Here is a 17,094-nt window from a genome sequence, read left to right on the forward strand (position 1 = left end):
GCGCCCCGCTTTTTTAGGGATTAACCGCATAGCTGGGTGGGCGATGTTCACGCGCCTGCCCAAAAGTGAGGTTGGGTGTATCAGACAAGCTAAATTCCAGGGTCACAGGTTGATTAACATGTGACTCGTCAATCCAGCTCTTCAGGCTCTGGGTACCATTGACCTTAAGCGCTTGAATATAACGGTTGCTGTCCGATGCGCCGGCGGCCTTGATGTGGATATTGCCAATCTGAGCCTGACTAAAGGCAGGACTGGACAACACCATATCCGCGCGGCCTGGATACATGGGATACAGCCCTAATGCACTGAACACATACCAGGACGACATCTGTCCCAGATCATCCTGCCCTGGAATACCATCCGGTGCATCCAACCACAGTTGCTTCATGGTTTCCCGCACAGTTTCCTGGGTTTTGTGAGCATTACCGGTAAACAAATACATCCAAGGCGTCAAAATCGAGGGCTGGTTGGAAACATCCGAGAATTCGGCAGAATCGCGATACAGCACCCACTGCCCCTGGTCGTTCTTAAAGTGTCCATCCAAACGACTGGCGGCTTGGGCATCTCCACCTAAGGTATTGACCAGGCCGGCACCGTCAAACGGCAGCATCCACAAGTACTGAGCCGGGCTACCTTCCACAAACAAGTGGCGGGAGAATGGGTCAAAGTCGCCTTTCCAGCTGCCATCGGGGTTACGCCCCTGGATATAACCAAGCTCAGCGGTTGCCTCGCGGTTATACAGGTTCTTCCAGTTGCCGGATTCGCTTAAAAAGCGCTGCGCATGCTCAGCCTGCCCTAAACGGGAGGACAGCTGTGACATAGCGAAGAACGCCGATGCCTGCTCCAACGTCTCAGACGCACCTTCCCAGCTGTTGGACTTATCAGAGATATACCCCAGTTGCTGCCACTGATCCAAGGAAGGATGCTGGCCGCGACAGAACACCGGACAGCCCTCATAGGACAAGTCCAGTTCGGTGGGTACGGTTGCTGCCTGATACAGGGACTGATAGGCGCCCTGTACGTCAAAATCGTCGGCGCCAAAGGCCACAAAGTTGGCTATGGCAATAGTGGAAGGGTCACCACTCATTACGCCGGTGGCACCATTGTTGTGGGTCCAGCGATCCCACACGCCATTATATTGATTGGCTTGATTCAGCAGAGACTGGGCAATATCGCTACCACGTTTCTCATCCATCATGGTGACCAATTGCAGCTGTGAACGGTACACATCCCAACCGGAGAAGTTGGCATATTGGTTCTGCTGGCCGCCCTGCACCTGATGGGGTTTTTGATCAAAACCGGCGTACTGGCCGTTCACATCAGAGAACACATTGGGGTGGAACAAACTGTGGTACAGCGCGGTATAGAATACGCTAAGCTGACTTTCGTCTTCGGACACCACCTTGACCTTGCCAAGTTCGTCATTCCAGGCCTGATAACTCCCCTGACGCACAGCAGCAAAGTCCTTACCGCCTTGCTCGGTCTCCAGGTTTTCTCTGGCGTTATCCAGGCTGACGTAGGAAATCCCCACCTGCATAGTAACGGTTTCCCCATCTTTCAGACCCAGGTCAACCCAGACACCAGAACCTTTACCCAAATCCGGCCAGCCGTTATCACCGTAGCCCATACCGCCTTTAGCGGAATCGGCACCGGCTTGCACCTTATCATCCTGCCAGGCACCGCTGCTGAGAATGGCCTTATCCAGTTTGGCCACAAAATGCAGGGTGTAGTAGTCACGCTGGTTAAATTCGCCCAAATAACCGCAGAAGTTACCTGAGGTGACATAACCTGTGATCTCGCCTTTTTCGGCATCCACTTTGGCATAAGCATCGCCGCTGCCCAATTGCGAATGGGCAGTACGGATCAGCAATTTGGCATTGTCGGCATCGCTGAAGGTAAACTTGGCCACCCCGGTACGCAGTGTAGCCGCCAGTTCAACGTCAACCCCATTGTCCAGGCCCACCTGATAGTAACCAGGAATAGTGGTCTCGTTGTCGTGACTAAAGGCCGCACTATAGTAGCTGTCCAGCTTATCGGTTGCCGGTGAATGCGTAATCTCACCGGTAAAAGGCATCACAGGTACATCACCGGATGCGCCCATACATCCTGTGCCAGACAGACGGGTGAAGGAGAAGCCTTTGATGCGGGTAGCATCATAGTTATAGCCGCCAGGGGACACCGGCACGCGCTTATTCTCATCCATGGTTTTTTTACGGATGCGCTCACTTTCATTGAGCAGTTCTTCGGTGTAGGACGTCTCCGGCCCAAAGTTAAACATACCGAAAGGCAGCACCGCACCAGGCACCACGTTAGCTGCCTGACGATGATCAAAGGGGCCTTTGGTACCAATCAGCGGGTCAACATAATCCGCCGGGTTGCTGACATACTCCACCGCTGTTTCAGCTGTGGTTTGTGCCTTAGGGGCGTCTTGTTGCTTGCTCGGTGAGCAGCCGGCCAATACGGCCAGCGCTAATGCGGATAGCAAAATAGGTTGTTTCATCTTTACTCCTTGCATACGGCTTAGCGGCCTTCGGTGCTCGAAGGGGGACGTTGAGACTTGGCCTTAGCCCAGGCTTTGTTGGGTTTATTACCCATCACAAAGTGCAGCTTGCCGCCTTGCATAATATCGTCGTGGGTGACGTAACTGCGCTTAAGCGCTTTGCCGTTGAGGGTCACACTTTGAATATACAGATTGTCTTGGGACAGCCCTTCAGTGGTCATAGCAAAGGTTTTACCATTCGCCAGGCGGAAGGAGGCTTGTGGCACCTGCGGGGCACCAATGGCATAAGTCAGGTCACCGGGCGCCACAGGATAGAAGCCGATAGCAGAGAATACATACCAGGCCGACATTTGCCCTACGTCGTCATTACCCGCCAGGCCATCCGGCTTATCTGAAGACAGGGTATCCATAATCTGACGGATACGCTGTTGGGTGCGCCAAGGCTCACCGGCATAATTGTACAGGTAGGCAATATGATGGCTCGGCTCGTTGCCGTGAGCATACTGGCCAATCAGGCCGGCAATATCTTCGTGCTCTTTGATTTTCTCCAAAGACAGCTCTTTGGTAAACAAGGTATCCAAGCGCTCAACAAAAGGTTTGTCGCCACCAAACAGATCAATCAGACCTTGCACATCATGAGGCACATAAAAGGTGTACTGGTAGCTGTTACCTTCGGTAAATGGCCCCATATACTTGGCTTCTTCGGGATCAAAGTCGGGATCCCAATTGCCTTTACTGTCCAGTCCGCGCATAAAGTTAACGCGCTTATCAAACACATTGCGGTAGAACTGACTGCGGCGGTAGAACTCCTCGGCATTGTCCTTATCCCCCAGCGCTTCAAAGAAGCGGGCGATGGTGAAATCATCGTAGGCGTATTCCAGTGTAATGGATACCGACTCAGGCAACACATCCATGGGCACATAACCGAATTGCTTGTATTCAGGAATAGCGTCGAAGCGCGGATGGTTGGCGGTGGCTAGAATCGCCTCTTTAGCCAGTTCCACATCAAAACCACGGATACCTTTAAGGTAGGCGTCGGCAATCACAGATACCGCGTGATAACCAATCATGGTCCAGGTTTCATGGCCCTGGAAAGACCAGATAGGTAATAGCTTGTTCGGGCTTTGCTGATAGTGCACCAGCATAGAGGTGATCATATCGTTAACCCGCGCTGGATCCACATAGGTCAGCAGCGGATGCAGGGCACGGTAGGTATCCCACAGCGAGAATAAGGTGTAGTTAGTAAAGCCTTCTGCCTTGTGAATGGCACCGTCTACGCCCAGATACTGACCGTTCACGTCCTGGTAAATAGAGGGGGCTTGCAGAGCATGGTACATGGCCGTGTAAAACTGACGCTTTTCTTTCAGCTCACCCTGCATATCAATGCCGGCCAGCTCGTGATCCCAGGCACTGCGCGCCTCGCTACGTACCTGCTCAAAGTTCCAGTGGGGAATTTCAGCTTGTAGGTTTTCAAGGGCATTGGCATGACTAACCGCCGACATTCCCACTTTAATTAGCAGGGGTTTGTCTGTGGGTTTATTAAAATGCGCCATGACCTTGATGGCCTTACCGGCCGTGTACTGCTCGGCCGGATTAACAATGGTGGAGTGCTTGTTGCCCCCCTTATCCAGACAACCGTTACAACGGTAGCGGGCGTTGTCTTCGTTAATCAGCTCGATGTCATCAAAGGGACGAGAAAATTGCACAGCAAAATAGGTCGGACGGTTTTTTGCCCAACCGTTGGTGCGGCGGTGCAGTAATAGGGTTTGCTCGTCTACCACTCTGGCATCTGACCAAATCACTTTGTTGCTGAAGTTATAGATGGAGTGGGTCAGATCCATCAGCACATGGCCGGTGTTGCCGCGGCTAAAGGTGTAGCGATGAATACCGGCGCGCACTGTAGTAGACACTTCAGCATGAATATCATAGTCCAGCAGGTCTACGGCATAGTAACCTGGCTCGGCCCATTCACGATCATGGCTAAAACGACTGCGATATCCGGACTCAGGGCTGTTTACCGTGCCCGGTTTGGTGTGGGCAACACCTACCATGGGCTGAATCAGCAAATCACCTAAGTCTGAGTGGCCGGTACCGGAAAAATGGGTATGTGAAAAGCCCAGCATAGTGGTATCGTCATGATGATAACCGGCACAGCGTTTGTAGATTTCGGGTTGTGGATCAACACCGCGGGACACCGCTTCGGTATCTGGGCTCAGTTGCATCATTCCGAAGGGTACGACGGCACCGGGGAAAGTGTGACCGTCTCCACCTGTACCGATGAAGGGGTCAACAAACTGACTGTTGCCTAATTTAGGAGGAGTACTCGCTATGGCAGGTAAATGTATCAGGCTGCCAAGCAAGCCAGCCAGACACAGCTTAAGCCATTTTCCTGTTGTCGTTGGATGGGACATCGCCAAATCCTTATTAGTTAAAAAGCCACAATCAGGAACCTCCGCACCAAATTATTTACATGTGGAACGTTCCAAATTGTTAATGAGTTTAAATAAGCATATCGTATTGTTCAAGGCATTTCGGATCGATGCCGGACTTAAGAAGCATGATTTATTACAATGACAATAAGTAAGAACAACAAAAACATTACAGTCTTCGATGTCGCCAGACAGGCCGGCGTCTCCAAATCCACTGTATCGCTGGTATTGACAGAAAGTGACAAGGTCAGTGAGCGCTCACGGGAAAAAGTCTTAAAAGCCATTGATGAGCTTGGCTATGTGTACAACCGGGACGCCGCCGCGCTACGCAGTCGTCGCTCCAATCTGGTTGGCATAGTTATCAATGACCTCACCAACCCATACTCGGCCCAGCTGGCGGTGGGCTTGGAGCGCCATATCCGGGCCATGGACTATATGTCGGTACTGGTTAACAGCGGGGAAGACTTCGCCACCCAAAAGCAACTGGTGCAGAAACTCAAAGAGTACCGTCTGGCTGCCTTGGTGATCTGTCCGGCCCCGGGAACCGATGCTGCCTGGGTGAATCAGCAGATCGATGCCGGTATTCCGGTTATCCATATCATGCGGGATGTGGCAGGCGCTCGGGCGCCTGTGGTGATTCCGGATAATATCAGAGGCACTCGTCTAGCCACCCAGCACTTGCTTAATCGCGGCTTTAAACATATCGCCTTTATTGGCGGTAGCGAGAGTATTTCAGACTTTCATGAACGTTTATGTGGTTTTAATCAGGCGGTCGACGGCGCCGGTTTAAACAAGCAACATATCACCCGCATCCAGGCACAAACCAACCGCCATGGTGGGCGACAAGCCGTTATCCAGGCGTTGGAGGCAGACCCTTTGCTGCAAGCTGTAGTGTGCTTTAATGATGTGATTGCCTACGGTGCCATTGAACAGCTACGCGCCTTAGGCCGGGTGCCAGGTCAGGATATTGCGGTGGTAGGCTTTGATGATTTGGAAGACTCTTGTCGCATGTCTCCGGCACTGTCCACCGTACATATCGATGCAGATGAAATCGGCCGCGCAGTATGCAAGTTACTCGGTAATAAAAAGGATGCCGTCGCCTCTGAAGGGCGAATTTTGGTGGATGTAGAATTTATCCCGCGCAGTTCAGGGTAATTCCAGACACGGGCGGCTTTGAGGCTGCCCCCGCCAAGCATCAGGTGCTGCCCCATAAGTTATTCTTCTGAATAAACAGATAGATATACGACTAAAGCAGGGCGCAACCTAATTCAAACTTGGTTAAGATGGGTCACCCTAGATGGCAACTTAGCATCTCATCATGGAATGGATTGTCGTACTGCTGGCAGGATTTTTTGGCGGTTTACTTAATGCCGTCGCGGGAGGAGGAAGCTTTCTTACCTTGCCGGCCCTGATCTTTGCCGGTTTACCCGCAGTTTCTGCTAATGCTACAGGCACAGCCGCCCTGCTACCCGGCTATATAGCCAGTGCCTGGCGATTTCGTCGCGATATCCAGTTGCCCGCCAATATGGGGTTGCTCACCCTCAGTCTGTTAGCCATTGTCGGTGGCAGCATCGGTGCTGCCATACTGCTTGTTTCCAGCGAACAGCTCTTCGCACAACTGATCCCCTGGTTGATCCTGTTTGCTACCCTGGCCTTTATATTGGGCCCCAGACTGCTGCAGAGAAATGCCTCACAGGCCCGCCATTCAGCCACGCCCTCCTCTGCGTCCAAAAAGCAACAGCTGGGTAATATCGCGGTCTTGTTGGCGGTATGTATTTATGGTGGTTATTTCAATGGTGGGCTGGGGATTATTCTACTGGCCACCCTTGGGCTAATGGGGCAAAGCAACTTACATGGCATGAACGGGGTCAAAAACCTGGTGTCGGCGCTACTCACGACTGTGGCCGTTGCTGTCTATGCCATTGGCAACGCCATATCACTACAGTATCTACTGGTGCTTGGCGTAGCGGCCATGGCTGGCGGCTATGTGGGGGCGGCATTTGCCTACCGCATTCCCACCTTATATCTACGTTATTTTATTGTGGCGGTGGGAATAGGCATGACAGCCATCTTTTTTTTCAGGCTGAGCTGATAGTTAGCCACAAAATACTGTACATAAAAACAGGCACCTGTCATAGTCATGCCCCCTTAATAAGCATGGAAGCCAGCATGGCTATTTATTTGGTCGTCACCGCTCATCAAAGTGAATACCCGGAACCCATACATTTTCAGCAAGGCACAACATTGCAAATAGGAGAGAAATATCAGGGGCCGGAAGATTGGCAGGACTGGTATTTTTGCCACACCGATGCGCATCCCGGTGGCTGGGTGCCCAGACAGGTTTTCCGGCTCACCGAAGCTGGCCAGGGGGTGGCGCTGCAAGACTACAGCGCCAAGGAACTAAATGTTGCCCAGGGTGATCTGCTAGAAGGCACAAGGACATTGAACGGCTGGTTGTGGGCTCAGCATCTGGCAAGCAAGGAGAGTGGCTGGGTGCCGCTGGAAAATCTGCAAATACAAGAGGGGTAAACACGAGCCTCTTGCGTCACAACCCTTCATAAAATTGTCATCAAGTGACGCTCAAATAGCAGGCCTTGCCCCTTCACTGGCCTATCTTTGTTGAAAGCCTATTTCGCTATTGTGAGTTTTTTATCTGTGTTGTCTGTTGGCCCGGCCCTGGCAGCCCCCCCCGGTAACTGGCAAGCCAAATTGGCTGGCCAGATGCGAGTGGATGAACGCAGTGGCAAAGATCTGCGTTATCAATATCGTTTACGGTTTTATCCTGCTTATCATTTTGATGCTGCCTGGAGCCTACAAGCCTTTGTTGCGACGGGTAAGGGGTTTGCCTCCAGCCACAACACCCTGGATGACGGCAAAGCCGATCACTTGTATCTGCGCAGGTTGTATCTGCGTCACCAAGATAGCGCGGGAAAAACCGAATTTGGGGTCATTCCTACCTACAAGGGTGATGTGGCATCCACCGGTCTGTCCAAAGATGGCTGGATAAACGGTCTGCGCCGAGTACAGAATATGAATGCCAATACGCGACTGGAAGTGGTGGTTGGTGAGCTGGCTCATCTGGATAACGCCGACGCCTGGCAGAAATGGCACAGCCTCAATTACGCCGAACTGGAACTAAGCAGCCGCGTCAATAACGCCCTTAGCTACGAGCTCAGTCTGGAGCATATGCTTGGGGATAACTTTTTACGTGGTGAGCTGCGCTACCAAAGCGCATCGCAGCAGACCTATGCCATAGAATTGGTTGACCGGCTGGACAGCAATAAAGTCAAACTGGTGCTGAGCTTCGGGATGCCCTTAGCCTGGCTGGGCAAAAATACCGAGCTGTTCAGCCATTATAGTTACGCAGATAAAGGCTTTGGTGAACGCGCTGAACTTACCGAAGATTTTCTAGATTACGGCCATGCCATCGCATTGGAACTGGATGGCAAATTGGGGGTAAAGCCCTGGGGATGGTTTGCCAAATTTGAGCACTATGCCGAGCACAGCACTAACCGGGCGCAACTGGGTATTAAGTTCTCTTTCTGAATCAGGCCATCAACGGAGAATAAAAACGGCGCCGTAGCGCCGTTTTATCTTGCCCATCAGGCCGGTGTTTTACGCTGTACTAAGGTCATCAGAACAATCAGTCCTATCACCGCTGCCTGCGACGCCAGTGTTACCCCATCAGCATAAATACCTAACCAGGTGGCTTCAGGCAGGTTTAATGGGATGCTGACGATACTGCCGGTTTCCTGTAATGCGGCAATACCGCGGCCGGCAAATATCACCGCCAAGGCAAACATGATGGCAGCATTGACCTTAAAGAACATACCAACCGGCACCCGCATGGCCAGTTTAAAGATGACAATACTCAATACCACCAGCAGCACGGTGGCGGCCAGCATGCCAAATAACACCGCCTGCTGCCCTTCAGTACCGGCTTGTAACCACAACGCCTGATAAAACAGAATAATTTCAAAGATCTCACGATACACCGCCACAAAGGCCAGCACCGCAAAACCGATGTTTTGCCCGGAACTCAGGCTGGCACTGAGCTTTTCTTTGATATATTGCTGCCAGTTACTGGCATGCGCCTTGGAATGCATCCACACTCCCACCCACAGCAAAATAGCGGTAGCCAGCAAGGCTGTCATCCCTTCGGTCAACTCGCGACTGGCCCCAGAGATATCAAACAGGTAATTGGCGACAGCCCAGGTTGCCACTCCGCAAACCAGTGCAGCCATCCAACCGCTATGGACATATTTCATACTGCCAGTAGCACCAGAGCGACTTAAAAAGGCATAAATAGCTGCCAGCACCAGAATGGCCTCCAGCCCTTCACGCAATAAGATAATCAGCGAGGCCACAAAACTCAGTAAGGGAGATAAACCACCTTCAGACAACAGGATCTGCGCCTTCTCCAAGCCAGCTTGAGCCCGCTGATAACGCTGCGCCAAATCAGACTCGGCCAAACCGTCCCGCAGCCCGTCACGGTATGCAAACATGGCTGCTTCTATCTCCTTACGTAAGGCTTTATCCAGGTTATCCAAACTGGCTTCTACCAATTCAAAGCCTTCAAGATAAGCACCAATAGACAACTGATACGCCTTATCCAATTGGCCGTTTTCCACCGCTAGCCAGGATTCGGTCAAAGTCTGTTTGGCGTATGCCAACGGTGTGGGTTTATCCGAATCAATGCTGTCCGGATGCGCGCGAAGCTGTACAAAGCGTGCTTGATCCTGACCGCGTGCCTCAACTTGTACTGGGGTCAGGGTCGCTAGTTCATCGAGGCTAAAAGGCGATTTGACTTTCTGTGCTGGGGCTTTTGTTACATACCCGGCGACAAAAGCGGCCAGCGACCAGCGCTGGGCTTCAGACAAATTAGCGTAACTGGCCATGCCGGTGCCTTCCACACCTAGCGTAATGGTGTTGTACAAACCAAATAATGTCAGTTCGTTCATACGTTCACTATCATGGAAATTGGCCGGTGCAGGCTCCATACCAGCCCCTGCCACCCCATCGCCTAAACCGGTAGCGCCATGACAGGCCGCACACATTTGCTGATACAGCGTGCTGACACTGGCAGGCACCGGCGTTCCTCTGGGCGCCAGTTTAATATCATAGGCACGGGTAACCGCTTCACTTAAGGCTGCGGTCATCGCCTTAATTTCCCCTCCTGGGCGCTTTTCTTCAATTAGTTGCTGCAGCGTGCGGGTATCAACCAATAATTGCGGTGTTTGTTCGGTAGCAGGTAAGGTTTGCAATATGGCCTCAACCGCCTCGGCAAACTCGACTTGCTCAACATACTCGCCCTGATCAACTATCTGACCATCAGCCACTGTCATGGGGTAATCCACACCGACATAAGACAACAGATGCAAAATTCGCTCAGGACCAGGTCCTGATGCCAGAACCACAGGACTTATCAAGCCGAACAGCAACACCAGCGACGGAATTATCCTCTTCATTGAATGCACCACTTATTAATAACAATTCTCGTTTATTATTTCATCCCGCCTCAATGAGAACAACTCTCCTGAGCAGATGAATTTTACCCGCTGGCCGCTTTTCTCTACAGGTTAATTAATCACGTTACACTTCAATAAAAATGTTAATTAGTTGCACGCAAACGCAGAATTGAGTAGGTTCTGTTCACCCTTTCCAACATGGACTTGTGATGTCAACTTTGACCTCTGGAAGAATTCTTTCTATCGATCTGTTCCGCGGCCTGACGATTCTGGTCATGGTATTTGTCAACGAACTGGCAGGTATTGCCGATATTCCTGCCTGGATGAAACACGTGGCCGCGGATGCGGATACCATGACCTTTGTGGATTTGGTCTTTCCTGCCTTTCTTTTTATTGTCGGTATGTCTATCCCTTTTGCGGTACAAGCCAGGGTTAACAAAGGCGATAACAGTTGGCAGGTCTTCAAACATGGGCTGGTGCGGGCATTGGGCCTGATTATTATCGGCTTTTATATGGTCAACAGCATAGGCGGCTATGACGCATCCAGCATGGCCATTAGTATTCCGCTATGGACGTTCTGCATGTATATCTCGGTGTTGCTGGTTTGGTGCAGCCTGCCCAAAGCCTGGAGCAATGCACTACAACTGAGTGTCAGAGCTGTCGGTATTGCCGGCTTGGCGGTTTTATGGTGGCTGTTTGAAGGACCTAATGATACCGGCATGACTTATCAGTGGTGGGGCATCCTGGGGCTTATTGGTTGGGCCTATCTGTTTGCGCTGATCGCCTATTTACTGGTAGGTCAGCGGCCGCTGCTGATTGGTCTGGTCGCCATTGGTTTTATCGGTTTATTCCCGCTCTTTGCCCCTTACGAAGGCCAGTCCGGCCTACTGGGCTGGTTTGCACAGGAAAACCGCAATCATACTCACACCGCCATGGTATTGGCGGGCACCCTGATGTCGTTGTTGTGTTTTGACAATCGCTATCCTAAGCGTCACCTGAACCTGGGGCTTTATATTGTTATCAGCGGCATTCTGGCTTACCTCAGTTGTCAGCTTTGGCCAATCTCTAAAATCTGGGCTACTCCTAGCTGGGCACTGCTGAGTATCTTTTTCTGTAGCTTGCTGTTTGCGCTGTTCTATCAGTTACTGGAGGTGCAAAAGTACACTGCTATTACTAAGGTCTTTGAGCCGGCTGCCAATAACCCGCTACTTATCTACATTCTGCCTTATATTATTGCCGCCGGTCTGGGCAGCCTGGGACTGAGTCTACGGCCCGAAGTCCAGTCATCCGGCGTGCCGGGCATGCTGTGGAGTGTCGCTTTCGCGTTGTCGATGATGGTACTGGTAACCTTGCTAAACCGTCTGGGCGTCAGACTAAAGCTCTAAGCACATCAGGACTTACCACAAATAAAAACGCGGAGAGACTTATCTCCGCGTTTTTATTTGTGGACTTAGGGGCGTAACAAAAGCCTGTCAAAGAGGCAGATACAGACTCACTTTCAAACCGCCCCCAACACGGTTAGACAAGCTGATACGTCCGTCATGGGCCTCAATGATTTCCCGGCACAGCGCCAATCCCAGCCCCGTGCCCTCGCCTTTGGTGGAGTAAAAAGGCAATAAGGCTTGGGTTAATACGGCTTCTGACATACCACTGCCCCGATCGCAAACTTCCACCAGCACACCTTGTTGCTGCGCCCTCACCTCAAGGCTGATATGTTGTTCTTCAGAGCCTGACTCGGCGGCATTTTTTAGCAGATTGATCAGCACCTGTTGCATTTGCCCGGGGTCAAAAAAACCAGGTTCATCAGGCAAACTTCCTTCTAACCGAAACGCCCACTGCTGGGCCAGGCTATCGATAAATCCCTGCCAGGCAACCCGACTGCGGTTAGGCTGCGGGAGCTTGGCAAACTTAGCATAACCAAGAATGAAGTTGGTCAGGTATTCGGCACGCTCACCAATGATGTCAAACACCTTAGCCAGCCTGGTTTCCTGATGCCGCTCGGCCAACAGGCGACCTGAATGTACCATGGAAGAAATAGGCGCCAGGGAATTGTTCAACTCATGACTGATGACCCGGATGACCTTTTTCCAAATTTGCACTTCCTGGCGACTGAGTTCACGGGTTAATTGTTTAAACAGCAATAATTTGTGCTGGTTGCCATTCATCAAAAAACTGCCGTGGGAAAGATGCCAGGCCTGGCTACCCTGTTCATCTTCCTCATTGCCCAGGCTGAACAACCCATCGCGTCCGGAGGCGATGGCCTCAACCATAGTCTGTGGCGAGCTCTCAAGCAGGGTTGCCAGCGCGGTGCCTTCAATGCGGCTTCCCTGCGCCAGCAATTCTCTGGCGCTGGCATTCGCAAAAATAACCCGCTCGCTGTTATCCAACAACATGACCGCTAAAGGGGAACTTTGCAGCACCTTATCCAGCATCAGTTCACGTTGGTAAATCCATTGTTTTTCCTGGCGCAGTTTATCCGAGGTTTCATTGTATAACGCGGCCAGCTGGCTAATTTCATCATTACCATCCAGCGCCAGGCTGACACTAAATTCATTGTCACGAAAATTCAGCAGGCCGGTTTCCAGGGCGGCTAACCGCCTGGCCACACCATCAAACACATAATGACAAAGCACGATGGTGAGTAACGTGGCAAGGCCGGTGACCAGTAACCACTTAGCGGGCGAAACCGTTAATACCAAGGCGAACAAGGCGGCACTGGCCCAGACCGAGATCAAGGCACAGATAATCAGTTGGTACTTCAGTTTTAATCTCATAGCAGTTCAAACTTCTCAAGCCGCCGGTACAGGGCCTGGCGACTTAGTCCCAGTTCGCGGGCTGCCTTAGCCACCACACCTTTATGCTTATCCATGGCTTGTTGGATCTCCTCGGCACCGGGTTCCACACTTTGTTGCAGCGGCACATTTTTGCTCTGGATAGCAAAATGCTCAGCGTCCAGTATGCCTTCGGGGTGTAATACGTTGGCACGCTTACAGGCATTCTCCAGCTCCCGCACGTTACCCGGCCAGGCATAGCTAAGCAGGGCTCTTTCTGCTGCAAGGGACCATTCCCGTCCCGGCAAAAAGTGTGCAACCAAGGGCAGAATATCGTCAGGACGCTGTGCCAGTGGCGGCAGGCTAAGCTCAACCACATTTAGCCGGTAATACAAGTCTTCGCGAAAACGACCGGCCTGGATATCTTGTTGCAAATCGGCATTGGTGGCCGAGATCAAACGGACTTTGACTTTTTGTGTGCTGGTCGAGCCCAGGCGTTCAAATTCGCCGGTTTGCAGAACCCGTAACAACTTAATCTGCCCGGAAAGGGGTAAATTACCAATTTCATCCAGAAATAAGGTGCCACCGTCGGCCGCCTCAAAACGTCCGGCTCGTCTGGCATTGTTACCGGTATAGGCACCGGCTTCGGCACCAAAAAGTTCGGCTTCGATCAACTCTCCTGGCAAGGCCCCGGCATTGACCTTGATAAAGGCGTTGTTCTTAAGGGGCGAGTTGGCCTGAATAATACCGGCAATCCGATCTTTGCCCGCCCCATTGGGCCCGGTGATCAAAACCGACACATCGGATTTGGCCAGTTGCAAAGCCATATCCACCAAACGTTGCATCACGTGACTGCCATACACTAAACCACAGAGGTCTTTTTCGTTCAGCTCGGCCTGCCGCTGGCGCTGGCGCTGGCGAAACTGCTGGTTTTCCTTAAGTGCACTACCCAGCTCCAGCAAGTTACCTATACTGGTCAAAAGCTTAGTGTCATCCCAGGGTTTGGCCACATAATCGGCCGCCCCGTCTTTTACCAATGACACCGCACTTTCTAACTCGGTCCAGGCGGTCATCAGAATGATGGGCAGATTAGGGTTGATTTCCCGTAACTGGTAAAACAGCGCTTTTCCTTCCTCTCCCGAGGTGGTGTCGGCAGTAAAGTTCATATCCTGGATAACCAGCTCGATACGCTGATACATCACGGCTTGTAACGCCTGGGCGGGGCTACTGGCCTGCACAGGCTGATAACCATGTATTTCCAGCAACAAACTTAAGGCATCCAGCACGGCCTGGTTGTCATCCACTATCAGGATTTTTTCCATCGTCTTTTACTTATTCTCTTTATCGCAACCTGGCCGGGGTGTTCCCGGCCAGATGATGAACCTCTATGTTTAGCTACACACTGCGGGTAGCAATACTGGGGGAAATCTGTGTGGCACGCTGGGCAGGCCAATACACCGCCACAAGTCCCATCAGATAGATACCAGCAAGGCTATAGAGGATAAACCAATTATCCAGGCTAGGCAGTGAGTAATGACGCATCAGTACATCGCTCATGGCCAGTGCCAACCCCACGCCCAGCACAATACCGAACAGACTGACCAGGGTATTTTCCAGCAGAAAATAGCGCACAATATCAGACTTTTTCGCCCCCAGTGCCCGGCGCGTACCGATCTGACGAGTGCGACGCCCCACATTAAACAAGGCCAGACCACAAATGCCCAAAGCCGTCACCAGCAGCAACACAGTAATCAATACCAGCAGCATATTTTTCATCAGGCGATCCTGGCTGGTCTGCTCCAGCACAAGCTTATCAACACCGGTAATACGGCTCACCACACGCTCAGACTCAGAAGCCAACAACAGCTTCTCCACTTGCTGCATCACTTCGTCGCGACGACCCGGTTCGGTTCTGACCAGAACCCGCTTAAAGGGTGCCGCCATCACTTGTGGAATCAAAGCCACATTGTCGGCCTGCTCATCATCCAGCCAAGGCCCCTTCATAGGCGCAATAATACCGATGACCTGAAAGGGGTTATCACCCAGATAAATGGTCTTACCCAAACCATCACCTTCGGGAAACAAATCAAGCAGATGACTACGGGTCACCAACACCACACTGGCGGACTTCTCAAAGCCTTCGGAGTACACCACATCGGCTGCGGTAAAATTACGGCCGTCTTCCAGTTTTACATCCAGGGTATTAAGCAAATGCTCATCGGCCATAAAAAATGACGCGCGGGCTCCCCTGCTCTGCTCAGGTGTTGGCTTAAGATGAAAACTGGTGGAGTCGCCGCTACCAGACAGCGGTACCTGGTTGATCACCACCGCATCAGCCACCCCGGGAATGGCGCGCAGCAGTGTCTCGTCCACTTCCTGTTGCTGGCCAATATCGACATTTTTACCAAAGGTATAAAGGTTGAACCTAAACAGGTTCTCATCTTTGAGGCCAGTGTCCTGATTTAAAAAGGTCACCCTATCATGAATGATAAAAGCGGCGTTGCTCACAATGGCCAAGGTAACAGCTATCTGCACGACCAACAGCAGAGCACCAGTTTTGCTGCGCCACAGCGCATTAAATATGGGTTTAAGTTCAGACATCTCAGTGCTCCTATTGGGTTTTCAGGTACAAGGCTGGCGTGGTTCGACACACTTTCCAGGCTGGATAACACCCCGCCAGTAAGCAAGCAAGAAGGGAGATAGTAGGGGCCGCCAACCACATGGCCAGGTCCATCTGTGCCACCGCTTCGTAGCGACTGAAACCACTGCGCAGCAGATACAGTCCCAGCTGCGCAATCACCAGACCCAAAGCGCCGCCTGCTAATCCCAGCATACCCACTTCAACCAAATGCTGGGCAAACACTTGGGTTTTGCTGGCCCCCAGGGCGCGACGCACACCAATTTCCGGCGCGCGCTTTAAAAACTTAGCCAGCAGCAGGCTCAAAATATTGGCCAGGCACACGGCCAGAAACATAAAGCTCAGACCCACGAGAATTTTGTTGTCGTCGCTGACAATCTGACGATAGTCCAGCCACTGGGCGATGTTTTTAATATCACCTTCGGCGTCATCACGCTGAAAGCGGCCCAATTGCTGCTGCTCCTTGATATAACCGGCAAGGTAGTCGCGATAGTCCTGTTGAGCCTGTTTATCGGCCAGCTCCACTTTATATTGCAGCCACAGTACTTCCGAATTCAGCTTGTCCTGATAGGTTTTCTGTTCTTCGTATTTCCAGCCGTTGTTGTTGCCCCAGCTTTTTAGCTCCTGAATCGGCAGCAGGGAAAAAGGAATAAACAGTTGTTCATTCTGGCCCCAGGCACCGTTGTTCAAATCGTAGATCTGCGGTTCCAGTTTCCAGGCTTTTAAAATCCCGATAATCCGGTAGGACACGGAATCAAGTACGATATCTTTACCAATATTGTTACCACCGCCGAACAATTTTTGATTGAGCTCTGCACCAATCACCGCCACCGCTTCACCTTGCAAGTCCACCGCTTTATCCCAAGGGGCACCATAGGCAAAAGGCACTTCGTACATAGCAAAGAAGTCACTATCTGCCGCTCGCGCCGTCTCAATAAAAGGTGAAATATCGGGATTGGCAGGCTTCACCCCAAAACCGGTTTTCAGCATGGCGGCCTGGCGAAAAGGTACCGGGCTTTTACGCAAATTCATGGCATCCTGGTAAGTGAGCTGGAATGGCAGGTCATCAGGGGTCCACCAGTCCACGCCCTGATCCATGGTGCGCAGTTGCACGGCAAACAATTGGTCGTTTTTATGCGGCATCGGATTCACCGACATCATGTGATAGACCGACAAGCTGGTCATAGTAATACCAATACCTATGGCGATAGCCAATAACATCAGTAGGCTCACCACGGGGGTGCGCTTTAAGCTGCGCCAGCCTAGATCAATATAATGCACAAACATT

General features: G+C 51.7%; 12 protein-coding genes. 5 read left to right on the forward strand and 7 right to left on the reverse strand.

The window, feature by feature from the left end:
- Positions 1–13: 13 nt before the first annotated feature.
- On the reverse strand, positions 14–2,500 hold the full coding sequence (locus IEX02_RS01900; RefSeq protein WP_229701988.1) for a GH92 family glycosyl hydrolase: 2,487 nt from the start codon (positions 2,498–2,500) through the stop codon (positions 14–16).
- Between the two features lie 20 nt (positions 2,501–2,520).
- Complete coding sequence (locus tag IEX02_RS01905; protein ID WP_188689489.1) at positions 2,521–4,911, reverse strand: GH92 family glycosyl hydrolase; 2,391 nt, start codon at positions 4,909–4,911, stop codon at positions 2,521–2,523.
- A 159-nt stretch (positions 4,912–5,070) separates the two neighbouring features.
- Between IEX02_RS01905 and IEX02_RS01910 the strand changes: the two genes are divergently transcribed.
- From IEX02_RS01910 to IEX02_RS01925, 4 genes are all read left to right on the forward strand, one after another.
- Complete coding sequence (locus IEX02_RS01910; RefSeq protein ID WP_188689491.1) at positions 5,071–6,084, forward strand: LacI family DNA-binding transcriptional regulator; 1,014 nt, start codon at positions 5,071–5,073, stop codon at positions 6,082–6,084.
- 163 nt (positions 6,085–6,247) lie between these two features.
- Positions 6,248–7,021 carry a sulfite exporter TauE/SafE family protein gene (locus IEX02_RS01915; protein WP_188689492.1) on the forward strand — a complete coding sequence of 258 codons (774 nt, stop codon included), beginning with the start codon at positions 6,248–6,250 and terminating at the stop codon, positions 7,019–7,021.
- Between the two features lie 77 nt (positions 7,022–7,098).
- Entirely contained in the window at positions 7,099–7,458 is a 360-nt protein-coding gene (locus IEX02_RS01920) for an SH3 domain-containing protein (protein WP_229701990.1), read from the forward strand.
- A gap of 87 nt (positions 7,459–7,545) precedes the next feature.
- On the forward strand, positions 7,546–8,475 hold the full coding sequence (locus tag IEX02_RS01925) for a hypothetical protein (protein ID WP_188689496.1): 930 nt from the start codon (positions 7,546–7,548) through the stop codon (positions 8,473–8,475).
- Between the two features lie 56 nt (positions 8,476–8,531).
- Here the strand turns inward: IEX02_RS01925 and IEX02_RS01930 are convergent, their stop codons facing one another.
- The gene (locus IEX02_RS01930) at positions 8,532–10,397 is read right to left on the reverse strand and encodes a cytochrome c/FTR1 family iron permease (protein ID WP_188689497.1); all 1,866 of its coding nucleotides are present in this window, start codon (positions 10,395–10,397) and stop codon (positions 8,532–8,534) included.
- A 209-nt stretch (positions 10,398–10,606) separates the two neighbouring features.
- Between IEX02_RS01930 and IEX02_RS01935 the strand changes: the two genes are divergently transcribed.
- The gene (locus IEX02_RS01935; protein WP_188689499.1) at positions 10,607–11,782 is read left to right on the forward strand and encodes a DUF5009 domain-containing protein; all 1,176 of its coding nucleotides are present in this window, start codon (positions 10,607–10,609) and stop codon (positions 11,780–11,782) included.
- A gap of 87 nt (positions 11,783–11,869) precedes the next feature.
- Here IEX02_RS01935 and IEX02_RS01940 read toward each other — a convergent pair whose 3' ends face one another.
- From IEX02_RS01940 to IEX02_RS01955, 4 genes are all read right to left on the reverse strand, one after another.
- On the reverse strand, positions 11,870–13,171 hold the full coding sequence (locus IEX02_RS01940) for a sensor histidine kinase (RefSeq protein WP_188689501.1): 1,302 nt from the start codon (positions 13,169–13,171) through the stop codon (positions 11,870–11,872).
- A complete protein-coding gene (locus tag IEX02_RS01945; protein WP_188689502.1) occupies positions 13,168–14,490 on the reverse strand; it encodes a sigma-54-dependent transcriptional regulator in 1,323 nt (440 codons plus the stop codon). The genes IEX02_RS01940 and IEX02_RS01945 overlap by 4 nt, the downstream gene beginning before the upstream one ends.
- Before the next feature lie 73 nt (positions 14,491–14,563).
- Positions 14,564–15,769, reverse strand: coding sequence for an ABC transporter permease (locus tag IEX02_RS01950; RefSeq protein ID WP_188689504.1), 1,206 nt, complete (start codon positions 15,767–15,769; stop codon positions 14,564–14,566).
- A gap of 10 nt (positions 15,770–15,779) precedes the next feature.
- On the reverse strand, positions 15,780–17,093 hold the full coding sequence (locus IEX02_RS01955; RefSeq protein WP_188689506.1) for an ABC transporter permease: 1,314 nt from the start codon (positions 17,091–17,093) through the stop codon (positions 15,780–15,782).
- Position 17,094: the final 1 nt, after the last annotated feature.

Source organism: Bowmanella pacifica, from assembly GCF_014645355.1.
GTDB classification, from domain to species: Bacteria; Pseudomonadota; Gammaproteobacteria; order Enterobacterales; family Alteromonadaceae; genus Bowmanella; species Bowmanella pacifica.